The organism is Oceanobacillus sp. FSL W7-1281, from assembly GCF_037969835.1.
In the GTDB taxonomy this organism is placed as follows: Bacteria; Bacillota; Bacilli; order Bacillales; family Amphibacillaceae; genus Oceanobacillus; species Oceanobacillus oncorhynchi.
The window spans coordinates 995,583-1,012,363 of sequence record NZ_CP150214.1 but is presented as its reverse complement, the minus strand read 5'-3'; the positions used below and the strand labels follow the sequence as shown (position 1 = coordinate 1,012,363).

The window sequence follows — 16,781 nt, the reverse complement described above, 5'->3', positions numbered from 1 at the left end:
ATGTTTCAAGATATAGAGTTACTTGATTTATTAAAGAAACAAAAAGAAGAATCTTTTTGCTTAGTTGATGTGCGGTCTCCGCAGGAATTTGCTGAATTTCGTATTCCAGGAAGCATCAATATTCCTGTTTTTGATAATGAAGAACGTGCTGAAGTAGGCACGATTTATAAACAAATTGGTCCTGAAGCAGCAAAGGAAAAAGGATTAGAGATTTTTTCTATCAAGCTGCCGGAATTTATTGCCCAATTTCAATCCCTTGGGAAAGAAAAGATTGTTTATTGCTGGCGCGGCGGTATGCGCAGTAAAACCGCTGCCACCGTTGTCGATTTAATGGGACAGCAGGTTTCCCGCTTGAACGGCGGCATTCGCTCTTACAGACAGTGGGTGGTAAACAAGATAGAGCAACAGCAGTTTTTTTCAAAAATGTACGTACTGAATGGTTATACCGGAACCGGAAAAACCATTTTGCTGCACAGATTAAAGCAGCAAGGCTATCCAGTACTTGATTTAGAAGGAATGGCAAATCATCGAGGATCAATCTTCGGCCAAATTGGACTGGAGCCGAATAATCAAAAAACATTTGAATCTTTACTGGTTCAAGAAATGGAACGCTATGACCAGGCACCTTTTGTTCTATTAGAAGGAGAAAGTAAACGTATCGGCAAGGCAACACTGCCTTTATCGTTACATGAAACGAAAGAGGCCAGTATGCAGCTGTTTATCCATTTACCCTTAGAGAAACGAATTGAAAATATATTACGCGAATATAATCCAGAAGAGCATCAAGCGCAAGTAATCGAAGCCTTCGTGCGAATCCGGAAGCATATACACACACCTGCAGCGAAACAAATAGCGGTAGACCTGGAACAGGGAAATTTCCCATCTGCCGTAGCGCTACTGCTGGAGTATTATTATGACCCTCGGTATGAGCATACGCTGCACCACTATCCAGAAGACAAACAAGTGCATATCCATGCCGATGATTTAGATGAAGCTCTGGATGCAGTTGTGAACTTTATCGAACAGAAAGAAAAGATAAATATCAAGCTGTAAGCAGTATTTGGATAACCTCCCCTCTGATTAATCAAGGGGAGGTTATTTATGCATTGAGCAAAATTTGAAACTTCAGTTCGTGAACGATGATGCGGAAGCAGCTCCTTTTTCATCGGCCTTCACACAGTCAATGGCGACCACCAGTGCAATCATGCTGGTTTCCATCTCTTCCTTGACGACTTGTACCTTGTAGCTGTCGCCCCAACTAAACCACTCCTTGCTCACTTCCCCGATGATTTCACCGCGCTGGTATACCTGAAAGTTCATGTCCCACCAATTCCCACGCACTTCAATCCCTGCTGCATCAATGGTATAACGTGCTTTGAAAAAGGAAAGTCCCTTCTTGATTGCTAACACTTCCTGTCCATTCACCTCCACAAAAAATTTCGGTAAAAAGCTGAGTGTTTTTTTCTTTATAAGCGCTACTTCCTCTCCTTCTGCATTCTTTATAGAAAAAGTCTTAGGAATCCGCATAAAGCTTCCTTCCACGTAATAAACATCTTTTTCCTCTTGATCCTTTACCGTAAACTTTTCATTGAAACTGAATACTTTTTGCTTTATATAGAGTTGCTTCATCCTTAGGTCTCCTTTATTATTCCGATTATATCTGCATTTTTCTATGGAACTTCAATTTTTTTCACGCAGTTTAGAGATGCATTTATTATGTATTACTTAAATAAAGCCGATAAAGTTTCATTCTTATCTTCATTTTATAATATATCACCAAGATAATTAATAAAGCTTTTAAATACGACTTTTAAGAACATCGCCTCCTTTCTCCTAAAATAGCACCTTAACTTGACTATCAAAGCCCATTCCATGCATAAAAAGTAATTATCTGAACAAATTAGAGATAATCCCAACAACGAGGTGTTCTGTGCTATGTCCTATCGTAAATTACGAAAAAAGATGCATTATAAAGAGCAAATTCCTGATTCAACAAGCGATACACAAAAAAGCATAGGCACTTCAATTACTGAAAATCTGAACTTCATCAAACAAAAAACAGGCAACAGTCCTGATATCATTATCCGCACACTTGCCATTAGTCACGATCCAAAGGTATCTGCCGCAATCATTCACGTGGACGGGCTAGTGGACAATCCTACGATAAATGAGTTTTTAGTGCAGACAATGGAAGATAGCGTGCAGGAAAAATTACAGAACGAGGATCTTTTCACCGTTTTCACCGAAAAAGTAGTTGCGGTCGGCAGTTTGGAAACGATTAACGATTGGGATACCTTATTTCAATCTCTGCTGTCTGGGGACACAGTAATTCTCCTGGATGGAAAAAACGAAGCGCTGATTGCCAGTACCAGAGGCGGAGAAAGACGTCCCGTCGAACAGTCTGACTCAGAAATAACATTACGCGGATCCAAAGAGGGGTTCACCGAATCCATTAACACCAATACTGCACTCGTGCGTCGTATCATCAAAAACCCGAATGTATGGGTGGAATCCATGAATCTCGGGAAGCAGACGAATACAGACTTGTCGATTATGTATATCAACGGGATAGTTGATGAAGACATAGTGAAAGAGGTCCGCCAACGCTTGGGACGGGTCGATCTCGATGCCATCCTTGATTCAGGCTATATTGAACAGGTAATTGAAGACGAGAGTTCAGGGCTGTTCCCAACAGTTACTCATACGGAAAGGCCGGATGCGGTTGCCGGAAACCTTTTGGAGGGCAGGGTGGCTATTTTTGTCAACGGAACCCCCCATGTGTTGATTGTTCCTGCTATTATGATTCAATTTTTTCAAACACCGGAAGACTATTACGTGCGCTTCCCGATTAGTACTTTGATTCGGATGCTGCGCGTTTTCATGTTTTTGATTTCATTAATAGGACCTGCTTTTTATGTAGCAGTTACCACCTTTCATCAGGAAATGATTCCAACAGACCTGCTCGTTATTATTGCCTCACAGACAGAATCCGTACCTTTTCCGGCGATTGTAGAAGCGCTGATAATGGAGGTCACTTTTGAGATTCTGCGGGAAGCCGGCTTAAGGATGCCGAACAAAATCAGTGCGACCATCTCCATTGTCGGAGCGCTCGTTATCGGGCAAGGGGTCATTCAGGCCGGAATCGTTTCTCCGGCAATGGTCATCGTCGTTGCGACAACAGCCATTGCCAGCTTGGCTACTCCCAATTATGATATCGCTATTTCTGCCCGTTTGCTCCGCTTTGCTTTTATGCTGAGTGCAGCGATTGCCGGGTTTTATGGCATCATCCTTGGATTAATTATGCTGATTGTTCATCTCGTCAGCCTGCGTTCATTCGGGATTCCCTATTTGGCACCATTTGCCCCATTGGTACCAAATAGCTTGAAGGATTCCATTATGCGCGGACCAATATGGTCATTTAATGAAAGACCGAAGTCCCTTCATCCCCAAAATCGAGTTCGTCAGGGCAAGAATCAACGACCTTCTCCTCCAATAAAAAGGGGAATGATGAGGGCGGATACGAAAGAAGGAGATAAAAATGAGTCGTAAATGGATAATTCCTTTTTTCATGGCGATCTGTCTACCTTTCCTTTCTGGATGCTGGAGCAGTATCGAATTAAGAGATTTAGCAATCGTCTCGGCCTATGCGCTTGATAAAAGGGAAGACGGCACATATGTCGGCACGTTTCAACTAATCAATCCAATGAACGTGCCCGGGGCCCTTCAAGGAGGAGCCTCCGGGCAAAATCCAAGCATTGCCACCTATACAGCGACAGGAGGCAACCCGCTGGAAGTAGCTGACCGTGCCTCCACCGTTGTTTCAAGAGATCTCTATTTTGCACATACCAGTCTGCTGGTTATCAGCGAAGAGCTTGCCAGAGAAGAAGGTCTTTCCTCAATTTTAGATGCTATGGAGCGCGGTCTTGAATTTCGGACAACGACGAATATAGTGGTTAGCCGGGATGTGAAGGCAGGCGATTTTGTTCAAGTTTTAACGGCGATTGATCAAGTCCCCGCTGAAAAAGCAATCAAGTCATTAGAATTTACAGAAGAACTGTACGGAGAAAATATAGCTACCAATCTGCAGAAATTTATCAAGGCTTCTGTTTCGACAGGAGAAGAGCCTTTAGTCAGTGGTTTTACTGTGAAGGGGGATATCGAAAAAGCAAAAACCATGGAACAGCTTCATTCATCCGATGGCTCAGCGACCATTGAAGTCAATGGTATGGGCGTTTTTAAAGAAGGCAAGCTGATTAATTGGATTGATGGAGAAAAGAGTGAGGGAACACTCTGGGTATTAGATCAAATTCAGCAGGCTCCTGTAAATATTGATTGGGAGGATTATAAAGACGCCATCGCCTACAAGGTAGTACGCCAAAAATCAAATGTAGAGGCACAAATAAAGAATGGCAAACCGGCAATTTCAGTGCATATCCGTGCAGAAGGAGACCTCCGCGCGATAGAAGCACCAGTCGATGTGACCGACCCGCATGTATTATTCCGGATTGAGGAAGCATTGCAGCAGAAAATTAAGAAGGAGGCCGAAGCAGCAATCCAGGAAGCACAGGTAACCAAAACCGATATCTTCGGCTTTGGTGAAAAACTGCATCAATCCGAACCTGATAGATGGCATCAGCTTGAACAAGAGTGGCAGGATGTTTATTTTCCTGCATTAGATGTCGATGTGACAGTGGAAGCCTTTATTCGCCGTACTGGAATGCGAAATAACCCGTATCTTTTTGATTTGAATAAGAAAAGCGAATAAAAAGGAGGGAATTCGTTTATGGAAAAGGCAAAAATCAGCACAAGCCAATTGTTTATCCTTATGATTTTATTTCAGCTGAGCAATTCGCTGCTGATCCCTCTTGCGATGAAAGCTGGCCGTGATAGCTGGGTAGCGATTCTTGTCGCAATGGGGGTGAGCATCTTCTTATTCTTTATCTATCGGGCGCTATATCTGTATTATCCTTCACTCTTGCTGACGGACTACACAGAGAAGCTGATTGGAAAAGTTCTGGGACGAGCATTGGCATTCCTGTATATCCTCTTCTTTTTATATTGCGCTGCGAGAGTCTTACGGGAATTTGGTGTCATGCTGCTTTCATTTGCCTTTCCAGAAACTCCTCTATTCGTTGCGTGTGCCCTGATGATCCTTGTAGTTATCTACACTATATATAAAGGAATTGAGGTCGTTGCCAGAACAGGAGAACTGCTTTTTGTCGTCATGCTTATGCTCGCATTCTTTCTGTTTCTTCTTATTGCTATCTCAGGCTTGATTGATATCTCAAATTTAAGACCAGCTCTTGAAGATTCACCAAAAGTTTTAAAAACTGTATTTACAGAAACACTATATGTTCCCTTTGGCGAAATCATCGTATTTACAATGATTTTTCCTTATCTAAATCAAACAAAAAAACTAGGAAAAACAGGAGTGACAGCAATCAGTATAACTGGCGTCGCTCTGGCGTTCACCACGATTTTGAATATCAGCGTTCTCGGTATTCCTCTTATTGAACGTTCCCTCTTTCCTTTATTAACGACCATTCAGTCCATTGAAGTCGGTGGTTTTTTAGAACGTCTGGACGTTATCTTTATTCTGGCTCTGGTAATTGGAGGATTTTTTAAAGTAACGGTATATACATACTGTGCCCTCATAGGAACAGCGAGCTTATTTAATATTAAAGAACCATCAAAGCTGGCTTACCCGCTGGGGATGGTAGTTTTATTTGTATCCATGATTATTGCCAGTAATTATTCGGAGCATATTGAAGAAGGGTTAAAGATATTTCCGCTCTATATCCAGCTTCCTTTTCAAATTATCATTCCAGTTACCCTGCTTTTCATTGCCTTTATTAAGAACAGGAAAAAATAAGCGGATCTGGAGAGCTGTCCAAGTATGGATAGAAAATTATTTAAAGACTGACTGGAGAGTGATAGAAGTGAAAATTATTGGTATTTCTCTGACTATGTTCATCTTATTAGCGGGCGGTTCCTTAGGAATCGACCTTATCAAAGGATATGAACTCCCCGCTATCAGATCACTGAATCCTTTATATGTGATGGAAATCCCCGAGCTGGCAATCATGTATCCGCTTCTTCTTTTCTTATTTGTTGATCCTGTATTATCTTTTTTGCAAAAAAAACGCAACCGGAAGAAATGAAAACAGAGCTTACCCATAGCCGCCTGGATAAGCTCCTTTATATGACATAGAGAACGGAATGTTAAACCCACTTCGTCGTAATCACTTTCTTCCTCGTATAAAATTGTAATCCATCTTTTCCATTTGCATGCAAATCTCCGTAGAAAGAGTCTTTCCAGCCAGAGAACGGGAAGAACGCCATTGGGGCAGGCACACCGATATTGACACCCAGCATTCCAGCATCAATTGTTTCACGGAACTGGCGAACCTTTCCGCCGTCTCGTGTAAAAATACAAGCGCCATTTGCAAATCGTGATTGATTCGTTAAAGCTATCGCATCATCCAGATCCTTTACACGAGCAATTGATAATACAGGTGCAAAGATCTCTTCTTTCCAGATATTCATTTCCGATGTAACATGATCAAAAATGGTCGGTCCGACAAAATAGCCTTTTTGTTTCACTGCTTCGTCTTTTCTGCCGTCCCGAATCAGCTTTGCTCCTTCCTTTTCTCCCGTTTCAATATAATTTAATGTCCGCTCTTTATGCTGTTCGCGAATGACCGGACCCAGGAAAACCCCTTCGTCTAAGCCATTGCCAATTTTAATTTCATCGGCTTTTTGAGTAAGGCGTGCGATAAACGCATCTGCAACAGATTCCTCAACAGCTACCACAGATGCGGCCATACACCGCTCCCCTGCTGATCCAAATGCGGCATTCATAATTTGGGTCGATGCGTTCTCTAAATTTGCATCGCTCAATACGATGGAATGGTTTTTTGCACCAGCAAGTGCCTGCACACGCTTCAGATTATCCGTTCCGCGTTTGTAGACATATTCTGCTACGGGCTGAGATCCAACAAAAGAAATCGCTGCTACCTGTTTGTGATCTAATAAACCGTTTACTACATCATGGGCACCATGAACGATGTTAAATACACCAGCAGGAAGCCCCGCTTCTTCCAGTAATTCTGCTAACCGATTCGCTAACAGCGGTGTCCGTTCGGAGGGCTTCATGACAAACGTATTTCCTGTTGCAATAGCCATCGGAAACATCCAGCACGGCACCATCATTGGAAAATTAAACGGAGTGATTCCAGCAATAACACCAATTGGATAACGATACACACCAGATTCCAAGTCGGTGGCAATCGATGGAAGCTGCTCTCCCATCATGAGGGAAGGAGCTCCGGCAGCAAACTCTACATTTTCAATTCCCCGCTGTACTTCCCCATACGCTTCCGCATAGCTTTTTCCATTTTCAATGGTAATTAATTTGGCGAGCTCCGCCCAATTGGCAACGAGTAATTGCTGATATTTAAATAGGATTCTCGACCGTTTTGGTACCGCTACGTCCTTCCAAGTTTCAAAAGCTTCGCGAGCAGCCTGAATTGCATGTTCCACATCCTCTTGTGTTGAGATAGGTACATTTGCTATTGTCTCTCCAGTAGCCGGATTATAGACAGGAGCTGTTTTATCTGTTTTTGCTTCTATCCACCTTCCTCCAACATAATTTTTTAATTCGTTTACTTTTGTTTGAGTCAACTGAAACCCTCCCTATATTTTAATCAATATTCTCTATTAGAAGATGTTCATCCCGGAATAACAAGATATATATGCTTATTCTTAGGTGCAGAAGTTACGTTCCTTATTTAAAAAACATTAATTTACTTTTTCATGAAATACTTTTTTCAAGACTTTCATCATAAAATCAAAATCATCATCCGTACTGGACAATGGCGGGCTGAGTGTCAAAATATTATTATGACCGGCGACGGTATCCCCGTTTTTCCCAATGATTAATCCATTTGCCTTGCATGCAGCAATCAATCCTCCGACAAATTCTTGGGAGGCAGGCTTTTTGGTAAGCTTATCTTCAACGATTTCTATGCCGATAATCAAGCCTATACCGCGGATATCACCTACAAAGTCAAGATTTCGCAGCTCATCCAGACCGTTTAGAAGACGATCCCCCGCTTCCGCTGAACAGTTAAATAAATTTTCTTTTTCCATAATTTCAATGTTTTTTAATGCCAAAGCACATGCAGCGGGATTACCGCCAAATGTATTTACATGACGAAAATGACTATTTTCTTTACCATCCTTAAATTTTTCATAGATGTCTTTTCGAACAGCTGTAATCGATAATGGAAGATAAGCACTCGTCAGCCCTTTTGCCATGGTGACCATGTCCGGTTTTATATTAAAATGCTGATGTCCAAAAGCTTTTCCTGTCCGGCCAAAGCCACAGATAACCTCATCGATAATAAGCAGGACGCCGTGACGGTTACAAATCTCTTGCACCTTTTCTACATAAACAGGATCCGGAATCAGCACACCGCCCCCTGTAATGAGCGGTTCCATAATAACTGCCGCAATTGTCTCCTTCTGCTCCCAAATGATGGTTTCTTCTAATTCTCTGGCTCGTGCTATATTATAATCCTTCGTAGACATTCCTTCTGGTTTACGGTAATTATCAGGCGGGGCTACATGTAAAAATCCGGAGGTAAGCGGCTCGTATTTATATTTTCTCAATGCCTGACCTGTTGCTGACAACGCTCCAGCCGAACTGCCATGATAGGCACGATAGCGTGAAATCACTTTATAGCGGGTGCCCTCTCCCTTTTGCTGATGATATTGACGAGCCATTTTGAAAGCTACTTCATTTGCATCAGAACCACTATTGGAATAAAAAATCACATAGTCTCCGCCAAGCATTTCGTTTACTTTTTCCGCCAGCTCAATGGCAGGACCATGGCTTTGTGTCATTGGCACATAAGCCATTTTCTTGATTTGTTCATACGCAGCTTGTGCTAACTCTTCACGGCCATATCCTACATTGACACAAAAAAGCCCGGACATTCCGTCCAAATACCGTTTCCCTTGATGATCTGTAATCCAGGAACCCTTTCCCTCTTCTACAATCATTGGCGGATTCTTTTCACTATACGGAGAAATATGATGCCAAACATTCTGACGATCTTTTTCTACTAATGATTGTTTCTTCTCTACAGATTCCATCCCAACTTCTCCTTTCTGCACTTAAATTATTTAAAATTTTCTGATAAAAAGCTTACTATCTAAAATTTTTGAACTTGACATAATATTAGGTGTATTACATAGTTTATTCTATAACCAATTCATTTATTTTTCATTTTACAAAATGTCAATCATTTTACGTTCTGCTTTAACGAAATGAGGAGGGCTTATATAAATGGAGAAATGGAGTATTCAAGTAAAGGACGTGCTTTCCAGAGATTTATTCCAACATGCCGTCGTAGCGGCCGGCAAAAATGGATTAAACCGTGAAATTAAATGGACACATATTCTGGAAAGTGGAGACATGGAATCTTTCATTAACGGGGGTGAATTAATCCTGACGACAGGCTCCGGGGTGAAATTCGACTCTCCAGAAGGTCTTCATCACTTGGACAAATTAAGAAATAAAAATGTCGCAGGAATATGTATTGAACTGGGCACCCACGTTAAAGAAATCGCACCTGAGATTATTCAATACGGCAATGATCATGACTTACCTTTCATTATCTTTAACGAAATCGTCAAATTCGTAGATATCACCCAAGATCTTCACACCGTCATTATTAATCATCATCACCATATGCTGAGTCAACTCTATCGTTTTTCAGAAAAATTTAATGAACTTTCCTTATTACCGAATGGAACCTTGACTATTTTAAAAGAACTATATGGCTATTTTTATGTGCCGGTTTTATTTGTACCATTAGACTCAAAAACTTATTACTACCCTCCAAATATGAAAGAGCAAACACAGTTAATGAAAACACAAATCAAACATGTAAAGAAACCGAACCCTTATACAAGCTATAAACTGGACAAGGAGGATTACACCATTTTTCCTGTTAAAGGACTGGGACATACCTGGGGATATTTATGTTTACAGATAGCCCCTGACACATTAGATAAATTCTCCTTCTCTATCATTGATCGGGCAGCACTTGCAATTGCACAAATCATGCTTCGAAATAAGACGATAGAAGAACGGAAACAAAATCAGGAAGAAGAGATTGTCAGAAAGATATTAAAGGGAAAAGAACTTGATGGCAGTGAAATCCAAAAAATATTGCCTTCTCCGGCAAAGAACCTGTCTTATCGATTATTTCTGATTGACACGAACACCTATAATGTAACCAATAAAGAAGATAATTGGGAGGAAGTCAAGCTGCAGCAAGCGATGATTATTCGCTCCCTGTTTAGAAAAAACGGGTTCATTCCTGCTGTATCCGTTGGCCGGAATGAAACGGCTGTTATTGCTGCCTTCTATAAGCAGAAGAATGCCCCAAAAGATACAACTCGATTCACAGAGATTATTAATGAACTAAAGCATATGCAACAAAAAGACATTTTTAATACTAATCCGTATACTTTTGGAATCAGTAATATCCATCTTGATTACGCTGCTTCTCCTATCAGTTATAAAGAAGCAAAAGATGTGATACTCATTCAAAATGCCAATTTAATCGAGACGTATTTTTATGAAGAAATCGGCGTGTATCGCATATTGATTGAGCTTTATAACAGCAACAAGCTGGAAGCATATGTGCAGGATTATTTAGGAGCACTTTTGCAATATGATAAAAAAATGAAAACGGATCTGCTTTCCACACTTTCTGTATATCTGAAATGTATGGGCTCCAAAAAAGAAACCGCTAACAAACTTTTTATTGTACGGCAAACCTTGTACCATCGTTTAGAAAAAATTGAAGAATTACTGAGAACTAATCTTACAGAGCCCATCAACCGGCAAGCCATCGAGCTGGCATTAAGCGCCTATTATCTATTGAATTGGGCATCGCTGGAGGAAGCGTATCCCAATATAAAAGAACTTTGATAAAAGGAAACTTCATGAAATACAAGATGAAAAGAAATCTTCACGGAATAAAATTAAACTATCAGGCGTTACTGGCTGCCCCGCTCCCGCTTAGAGCTGACTTTTTCTTCTCTTCATGCAGAAAGCTCACAGTCAGTTATATTATATTAAATTGCTTTTAAGGGATTCCTATCTAATTCATAGACACTGTGTAAAATAACGCTAGTCCCCATTTGACATTTTGCTGATTGTGGTAATGTAGCAGTTTCTTTATAGTCAAATTAAATTACGTTCATTTTGAAAATAACAAACAATCTAAAAAGGGAGGAAACAAACTTGTTATCTGTTGGCAATTAGAGGATTATTCAATGATACAGCTAAATTCGTAAATCATCTTTTTTTACGTCTTGTTTCTATGCTTACAAATCATGAAAAGGGCGGTGGGTCTATGTTTAATTTACCTCTAGAAACTGTATTATTCATGCTGCCGTGGCCTTTAATTTGGGTTACGCTGGCTCTGGTTATGTATTTTAAATTGCGGCGTGATGAAAAACGCGAAAATCATAATGAATAAAGTATAAGACGTTACCAGAAGGGACTGGTTATGAAATGAATTTGGATATTATCATTTTTTTTACCTATCTGTTGGGAATGCTGGGGATTGGTTTATATTTTACCAGAAGTGCTTCTGCATCTGCTGATCATTATTTATTAGGAAACCGAAAAATTGGAGCCCCTGTCACTGCAATAAGTATGCAGAGTACGTCAATGAGCGGATTTATGTTCATGGGCGGGCCTGCTCAAGCCTTTCAAGAGGGCTGGCATGCATTATGGTATGCCATAGGAGATGCCGGCGGATCTATTGTCAATTTATCTGTACTGGGGAAACGGATGAGGCGATTGTCCCAGCTTCTCGGGGCACTCTCACCAATCGAATACTTGGAAAAACGCTTTGAAAGCTTTGGAATACGCGTTTACGGTGCAATTATCGCAATCATATTTCTTTTCGCTTATGCATTCGCTCAGTTTATTGCTGCCGGTAAAGCATTATCGGCAATGTCAGGTTTTTCGTATGAGTGGGCACTTATTCTTGGTGTAGGAGTTATTGTTATCTATACTGTAGCTGGCGGCTATCTTGCTGTGGCCGTTAGTGGTTTCATTCAGGGAATTATCATGCTGATTGGAGTTACGGCTATTGGTATTATGGTGTTGCCAAAGGTCGGCGGTCTGTCAGGCCTGAATGAACAATTGGCGGCGATTGATCCGACTTATTTAAGTATTTGGGGGAAAGACTTGATTTATTATGGCCAGTGGGGAGTTATTATAGGAGCTGTACTTATCTATGCCATTGGCTATATGGGACTCCCGCATGTCACGGTAAGACATATGTCTATGCAAAATGCAAATACGACAAAAAATGCAATTATTTGGTCCGCTGCCTTTAATCAGTTGTTCACATTTACACCGTATATTTTAGGTTTATCAGCTATTGTAATTATGCCTGTTGTATCGGATCCCGAAATGGTTATTCCAGAACTCGTATATATATTCTTCCCAGGGATATTGGCTGCCGTTTTACTTTCAGCCATCATGGCGGCAATTATGTCTACCTGTGATTCCCTGCTGATGCAAGCAGGTACGACACTTTCGCGTGATGTTTATCATCGTTTTATCAATAAAAAAGCCAGCCATAAACAGTTGCTTTTGGTATCCAGACTATGCATTTTATTTGGAGGCATTATCGGCATTATCGTCGCTACTTATGAACCTCCAACCGTATTTGCTCTTGTTGTGTTTGCCTTTGGTGTATTGGGAAATACATTCCTTGTTCCCTTTGTCGCTTCCGTCTATGCAAGAAAAGCTAACAAAATAGGAATCCTTTGTGCCATGATCAGCGGCTCCGTAATAAACATTATTTGGGAGCTGTTCGCCTTACAAAATGCAAGCGGATTACATCCATTTTTAGCCGGCCTAATTGCTTCTCTCATCGCAATGTTTGTTGGAAATCAATTTGGCATGCCTCCTTCCGATCCTATTCTAGAGGCATATGATTTAGCCAAACAAAGTAAAGAGATTCCAAAAAATCTGGAAAAAGGAATTTTTGAAGACCTTGCACCGGAAGCACGTAATATTTCTAAGTTTATCCAAAACCAGGATAATACAAATTCCGTTGAGAGAAAAGATATCGAAATAGAACCTGAAATCGGTTTAAGGTTAGAGGGGTAGATAGCTTGGGCGCTGAAGTGTTAACACAATCTGTAGAATTTAATAAAGAACAAGTTGAATCAAGTTTTAAGAGGTTACATCCTCATGCTAATTTTATCGCAGAACGTATCGTCTACTATCCTTATTATTATTTTTGTTATAACGTAAAAGCTAAACGCCTTTTCCTCCCTTTAAATGAAAAAGTAGGATGTGCCATTGATTCGATTAGCGGCAAGGGATCGCTCATTGATTATAAGCCGAAATGGAAAGCGATTGAAATTTCAAAAGAGCAGCAGATGCCCGAAAAGTACTCCTTGAAGGATTGCACTTCCATTTCTGAATCATTCATCTATCGGTCTTTATCTTTAAAAATGAGAATGATTTCATTTCCAGAACTAAAGAGAAAACAGCAACAAAGATTTTATCGTCCTTACTGGGTGGTTTGGAATGAAAGAGATGGATCGTCGGATTTCATTGTTGATGGGGTATCCGGACAATTTCATCCCTTGTAAAAATAAATGATACGAACAAAAACAGGTAAAGGGATTCTTCCTATACCTGTTTTTGTTCGTATTTAATTCGCCGTTAAATCCAAAACAGTCTGCAAAACCACGTTTACCCCTCGTTCACAATCTTCCCATGCAGTTAATTCATCTTCGGCATGGCTTTTTCCATTAACGCTTGGTACAAAAATCATGGCAGCAGGCAGATAGGTCGCAATAAATTGTGCATCATGCCCTGCACCGCTGGCCATACGTTTATAGGAGCAGTCCAGGGATTTACAGGACTTTTCTAAAGAGTCCACTAGTTTATCATTAAACCATACGGTATCACGATCCCAAAGCTTCTTTACATCTACACCACATTTTTCTTTGGCATCCGTTTCCGCTAACCCTTGAATAATTTCTTCCACTAGGCTGATTACAGCCGCTTCTTTATGCCGTGCCTCAAGCGTGAAAATTACTTTATTCGGGATAACTGTATGGATATTCGGGCTCACATTCATTCGGCCAATCGTGTAAACGAGATCATTATCCAGTTTACTCATTTTCTCCCGTATTTCATTAATCAGGTTATTGGCAGCAAATAAGCTGTCTTTTCTCATGGACATGGGCGTAGTTCCTGCGTGGTCCGATTCTCCGCTTACCTCGATTTCATAGCAGCACATCCCCACCACACACTCCACGACACCGATATCAATGGATTCACTTTCTAACACTGGCCCCTGTTCAATATGCAGTTCCAAAAAAGCTTCTGCCTCCGTTAAGCGGTTTTCTTTCCTTCCTTCATATCCGCTTGCTTTTAAAGCATCTGCAAAGGTTACACCGTTCTTATCAGCCGACCGGAGCATGTTACCCTTATCAAACTTCCCAGACATGACTCCTGAAGACATTAATGAAGGTTCAAATCTTGCACCTTCTTCATTTGTAATATTCGCCACAACCACTGGAATCCGTGGTCTGATATTACTTTCGACCAAGGTTCTTACTACCTCAAGCCCAGTTAAAACACCTAATACACCGTCAAACCTGCCGCCTTTTTCCACGGAATCTAAATGAGATCCGATTACGACCGGAGACTTATCATTTTCTCTCCCTTCCAGCGTTGCATACATGTTTCCCATATCGTCCCATTTTACAGTCAAGCCCAGCTCTTCACAAACCATTTTAAAATGGTTTCTCACTTTTATATCCGTTTCGGATAATGCCAATCGGGTTACACCATTATTTTCCGTTCTCCCGAAATCTGCAAAATCTTCAATGGTTTGTTTTAGCCTCTCCCCATTAATGGATATTTTTTGTTTTTCCACTGTATCTCCTCCTGCATTTATTGTTCTTGCAGCTGATGTTTGATTAGTAATGTCGTGATATATTTTCTGCTGTCAGCATTCTCAAGCAGGATGGACTGCTTCTCTGACACACCTTCTTTTTCCAATTCGACCATATCTCCGTCCAATGTTCCGACAATGGAAGTAATTTTATAATTATTTTTCATCCACTCATCAACGAGCTGTTTTTCCTGTAAAAATTCTTGATAACTTGACAATGAATAACCTCCTCGCCCTTTAAATCATTCTGTTATTTGGCAGCTGTTTCATCCCTCTCTGCATCCTCATCTAACGACCAATCTCTGCCGACGGTAATCCCCAAATATTTTTCATCATCCGGATCCGTAATCTCTGCTTGCGGAAATTTGTGGAAGTACCAATATTTCGTCAGCACGTAGTAAACTGCCGCCGCAACTATAAAACCGACAATAAACGAATAATTCATAAAGATTAAAGCCACAGCGCCGCCAATGGCCCAAGAAATAAAGCCAACGATGTTTACGCCGCCATTAAAACGATATTGGCCCCTATTCTTATATAAGTCAGGAACATTCACTCTTCGTTTTCGGAGTAAATAGTAATCTGCAAACAGGATACCACTGACCGAGGATAAGACGGCACCAATAATCAAGAGAACCTGCGTGAGTATTTCATAAACACTCCAAGGCTGAATGACCGTACCGACAATGCCGGCAACAAAAACAGCAACTGCGTGGGAAACTTTTGGCCCTAAGACATTAGAGAAAACAGCAGCAGCAGGTAACACATTTGCAGCTGTATTCGTGGACCACTGTGTCAACACAATCATGAAAAGCAACATAGCAAGCATCCACCCAGATGCGGTATCCTGCAGTGCTGTAACTGGATTCGAAGTCCCGGCAACAATAAATGCTGCGGCACCAATCATAATCATAAATGCTTCTGTAAGAGGAAGAGCGACGAGACTGCCGATTAAGGTTGTTTTATTCCGTTTAAACCAATTTCTTTCATACTTAGGAGCTTTGAAATGGCGGGAGATGGTCGGGATATCGCAGCCCAGTGTTGCCCAGAATCCCATGTTAGCAAAAAGAACCACCATAAACGCCGTGAATGCAGCTCCACCAGTTACCGGACTTGCTACCCAGGCCCAAACATCTGCCCCTTGTGCCTGAATGTCTGCATTTAGCGTTTGGTAAATAATTAAAGACATGACAATAATAATTGGCGCAGCTACATCTGCAAAACGTTCTACCCATTTGATACCGGAAGCTGTATTTATAAGCTGGACAAGCGCAAAAACAAGGTAACATAACAGCCAATTATCAAACCCGGCAAACATCGTATGCAGTATCGCATTAATCGCTGTTGCACCGAAATAGGTGTTAATCCCGAACCAAAACGATGCCGTGACTGCCCTCGTTAAAGAAGGTATATGCGTACCTACCGTCCCAAACGGCGCCCTCATATAAACCGGGAAGGAGATACCATGCTCTACACCGATATCACCAATAATGGTAATAAATGCTCCAATCGCTATACACCCAATCAACGTAGCTAAAACAACCCATGGCAGTGATATACCCTGGATGCCTGAAGCACCAATATCAAAAGTTGCCAGCAGGATGGCCATTCCTATCCACATCGCAAAAAATCCCATTACCCCAATCTTTCGCTCACCATGCTTCACCGGAAGTAAATCTGGAGACTTTAAGTAGGAACTACTTTTATCCTTTCCCTGCAATGCAATCGCCTCTCTCCTCTTTGATGAATCCAAAAAGCCGC

14 protein-coding genes are annotated in these 16,781 nt (G+C 41.1%); 8 read left to right on the top strand and 6 right to left on the bottom strand.

Annotated elements, in window-relative coordinates:
- The gene (gene mnmH / locus MKX55_RS05015) at positions 1-1,053 is read left to right on the top strand and encodes a tRNA 2-selenouridine(34) synthase MnmH (protein ID WP_339236568.1); all 1,053 of its coding nucleotides are present in this window, start codon (positions 1-3) and stop codon (positions 1,051-1,053) included.
- A 72-nt stretch (positions 1,054-1,125) separates the two neighbouring features.
- On the opposite strand, the gene MKX55_RS05010 is transcribed toward mnmH, so the two are convergent.
- Complete coding sequence (locus MKX55_RS05010; protein WP_339236566.1) at positions 1,126-1,629, bottom strand: LURP-one-related family protein; 504 nt, start codon at positions 1,627-1,629, stop codon at positions 1,126-1,128.
- A gap of 306 nt (positions 1,630-1,935) precedes the next feature.
- Between MKX55_RS05010 and MKX55_RS05005 the strand changes: the two genes are divergently transcribed.
- The 4 genes from MKX55_RS05005 (at position 1,936) to MKX55_RS04990 (ending at position 6,161) form a co-directional block, all read left to right on the top strand.
- Entirely contained in the window at positions 1,936-3,549 is a 1,614-nt protein-coding gene (locus tag MKX55_RS05005) for a spore germination protein (protein ID WP_339236563.1), read from the top strand.
- On the top strand, positions 3,539-4,765 hold the full coding sequence (locus MKX55_RS05000) for a Ger(x)C family spore germination protein (protein WP_339236561.1): 1,227 nt from the start codon (positions 3,539-3,541) through the stop codon (positions 4,763-4,765). The genes MKX55_RS05005 and MKX55_RS05000 overlap by 11 nt, the downstream gene beginning before the upstream one ends.
- Positions 4,766-4,783: 18 nt before the next feature.
- Positions 4,784-5,872 carry a GerAB/ArcD/ProY family transporter gene (locus MKX55_RS04995; RefSeq protein ID WP_339182895.1) on the top strand — a complete coding sequence of 363 codons (1,089 nt, stop codon included), beginning with the start codon at positions 4,784-4,786 and terminating at the stop codon, positions 5,870-5,872.
- Between the two features lie 67 nt (positions 5,873-5,939).
- Positions 5,940-6,161 carry a hypothetical protein gene (locus MKX55_RS04990; RefSeq protein WP_339236559.1) on the top strand — a complete coding sequence of 74 codons (222 nt, stop codon included), beginning with the start codon at positions 5,940-5,942 and terminating at the stop codon, positions 6,159-6,161.
- A 61-nt stretch (positions 6,162-6,222) separates the two neighbouring features.
- Here the strand turns inward: MKX55_RS04990 and MKX55_RS04985 are convergent, their stop codons facing one another.
- Positions 6,223-7,683, bottom strand: coding sequence for a CoA-acylating methylmalonate-semialdehyde dehydrogenase (locus MKX55_RS04985; RefSeq protein ID WP_339236556.1), 1,461 nt, complete (start codon positions 7,681-7,683; stop codon positions 6,223-6,225).
- Positions 7,684-7,800: 117 nt separating this feature from the next.
- A complete protein-coding gene (locus tag MKX55_RS04980; protein WP_339236553.1) occupies positions 7,801-9,159 on the bottom strand; it encodes an aspartate aminotransferase family protein in 1,359 nt (452 codons plus the stop codon).
- A gap of 193 nt (positions 9,160-9,352) precedes the next feature.
- Here MKX55_RS04980 and MKX55_RS04975 point away from each other — a divergent pair, with 193 nt between their 5' ends.
- The 3 genes from MKX55_RS04975 to MKX55_RS04965 all read left to right on the top strand — a co-directional run bounded on the left by MKX55_RS04975 (position 9,353) and on the right by MKX55_RS04965 (position 13,704).
- Entirely contained in the window at positions 9,353-11,008 is a 1,656-nt protein-coding gene (locus MKX55_RS04975) for a PucR family transcriptional regulator (protein ID WP_339236551.1), read from the top strand.
- Between the two features lie 588 nt (positions 11,009-11,596).
- Positions 11,597-13,213, top strand: a complete 1,617-nt coding sequence (locus MKX55_RS04970; protein WP_339182885.1) for a sodium/proline symporter — start codon at positions 11,597-11,599, stop codon at positions 13,211-13,213.
- A gap of 5 nt (positions 13,214-13,218) precedes the next feature.
- A complete protein-coding gene (locus MKX55_RS04965) occupies positions 13,219-13,704 on the top strand; it encodes a hypothetical protein (RefSeq protein WP_339236547.1) in 486 nt (161 codons plus the stop codon).
- Between the two features lie 62 nt (positions 13,705-13,766).
- Here the strand turns inward: MKX55_RS04965 and MKX55_RS04960 are convergent, their stop codons facing one another.
- The 3 genes from MKX55_RS04960 to MKX55_RS04950 are packed head-to-tail and all read right to left on the bottom strand — an operon-like array spanning position 13,767 to position 16,773.
- Positions 13,767-15,002: a Zn-dependent hydrolase gene (locus tag MKX55_RS04960; RefSeq protein WP_339236545.1), complete on the bottom strand. Its 1,236-nt coding sequence runs from the start codon at positions 15,000-15,002 to the stop codon at positions 13,767-13,769.
- A 17-nt stretch (positions 15,003-15,019) separates the two neighbouring features.
- On the bottom strand, positions 15,020-15,238 hold the full coding sequence (locus MKX55_RS04955; RefSeq protein ID WP_339182880.1) for a hypothetical protein: 219 nt from the start codon (positions 15,236-15,238) through the stop codon (positions 15,020-15,022).
- Between the two features lie 32 nt (positions 15,239-15,270).
- The gene (locus MKX55_RS04950) at positions 15,271-16,773 is read right to left on the bottom strand and encodes an NCS1 family transporter (RefSeq protein WP_339182878.1); all 1,503 of its coding nucleotides are present in this window, start codon (positions 16,771-16,773) and stop codon (positions 15,271-15,273) included.
- Positions 16,774-16,781: the final 8 nt, after the last annotated feature.

Excerpts from the sequence above, each read along its gene's own strand:
- mnmH (WP_339236568.1), top strand. The coding sequence starts at position 1 with ATGTTTCAAGATATAGAGTTACTTGATTTATTAAAGAAACAAAAAGAA.
- MKX55_RS05010 (WP_339236566.1), bottom strand. The coding sequence starts at position 1,629 with ATGAAGCAACTCTATATAAAGCAAAAAGTATTCAGTTTCAATGAAAAG.
- MKX55_RS05005 (WP_339236563.1), top strand. The coding sequence starts at position 1,936 with ATGTCCTATCGTAAATTACGAAAAAAGATGCATTATAAAGAGCAAATT.
- MKX55_RS05000 (WP_339236561.1), top strand. The coding sequence starts at position 3,539 with ATGAGTCGTAAATGGATAATTCCTTTTTTCATGGCGATCTGTCTACCT.
- MKX55_RS04995 (WP_339182895.1), top strand. The coding sequence starts at position 4,784 with ATGGAAAAGGCAAAAATCAGCACAAGCCAATTGTTTATCCTTATGATT.
- MKX55_RS04980 (WP_339236553.1), bottom strand. The coding sequence starts at position 9,159 with ATGGAATCTGTAGAGAAGAAACAATCATTAGTAGAAAAAGATCGTCAG.
- MKX55_RS04975 (WP_339236551.1), top strand. The coding sequence starts at position 9,353 with ATGGAGAAATGGAGTATTCAAGTAAAGGACGTGCTTTCCAGAGATTTA.
- MKX55_RS04970 (WP_339182885.1), top strand. The coding sequence starts at position 11,597 with ATGAATTTGGATATTATCATTTTTTTTACCTATCTGTTGGGAATGCTG.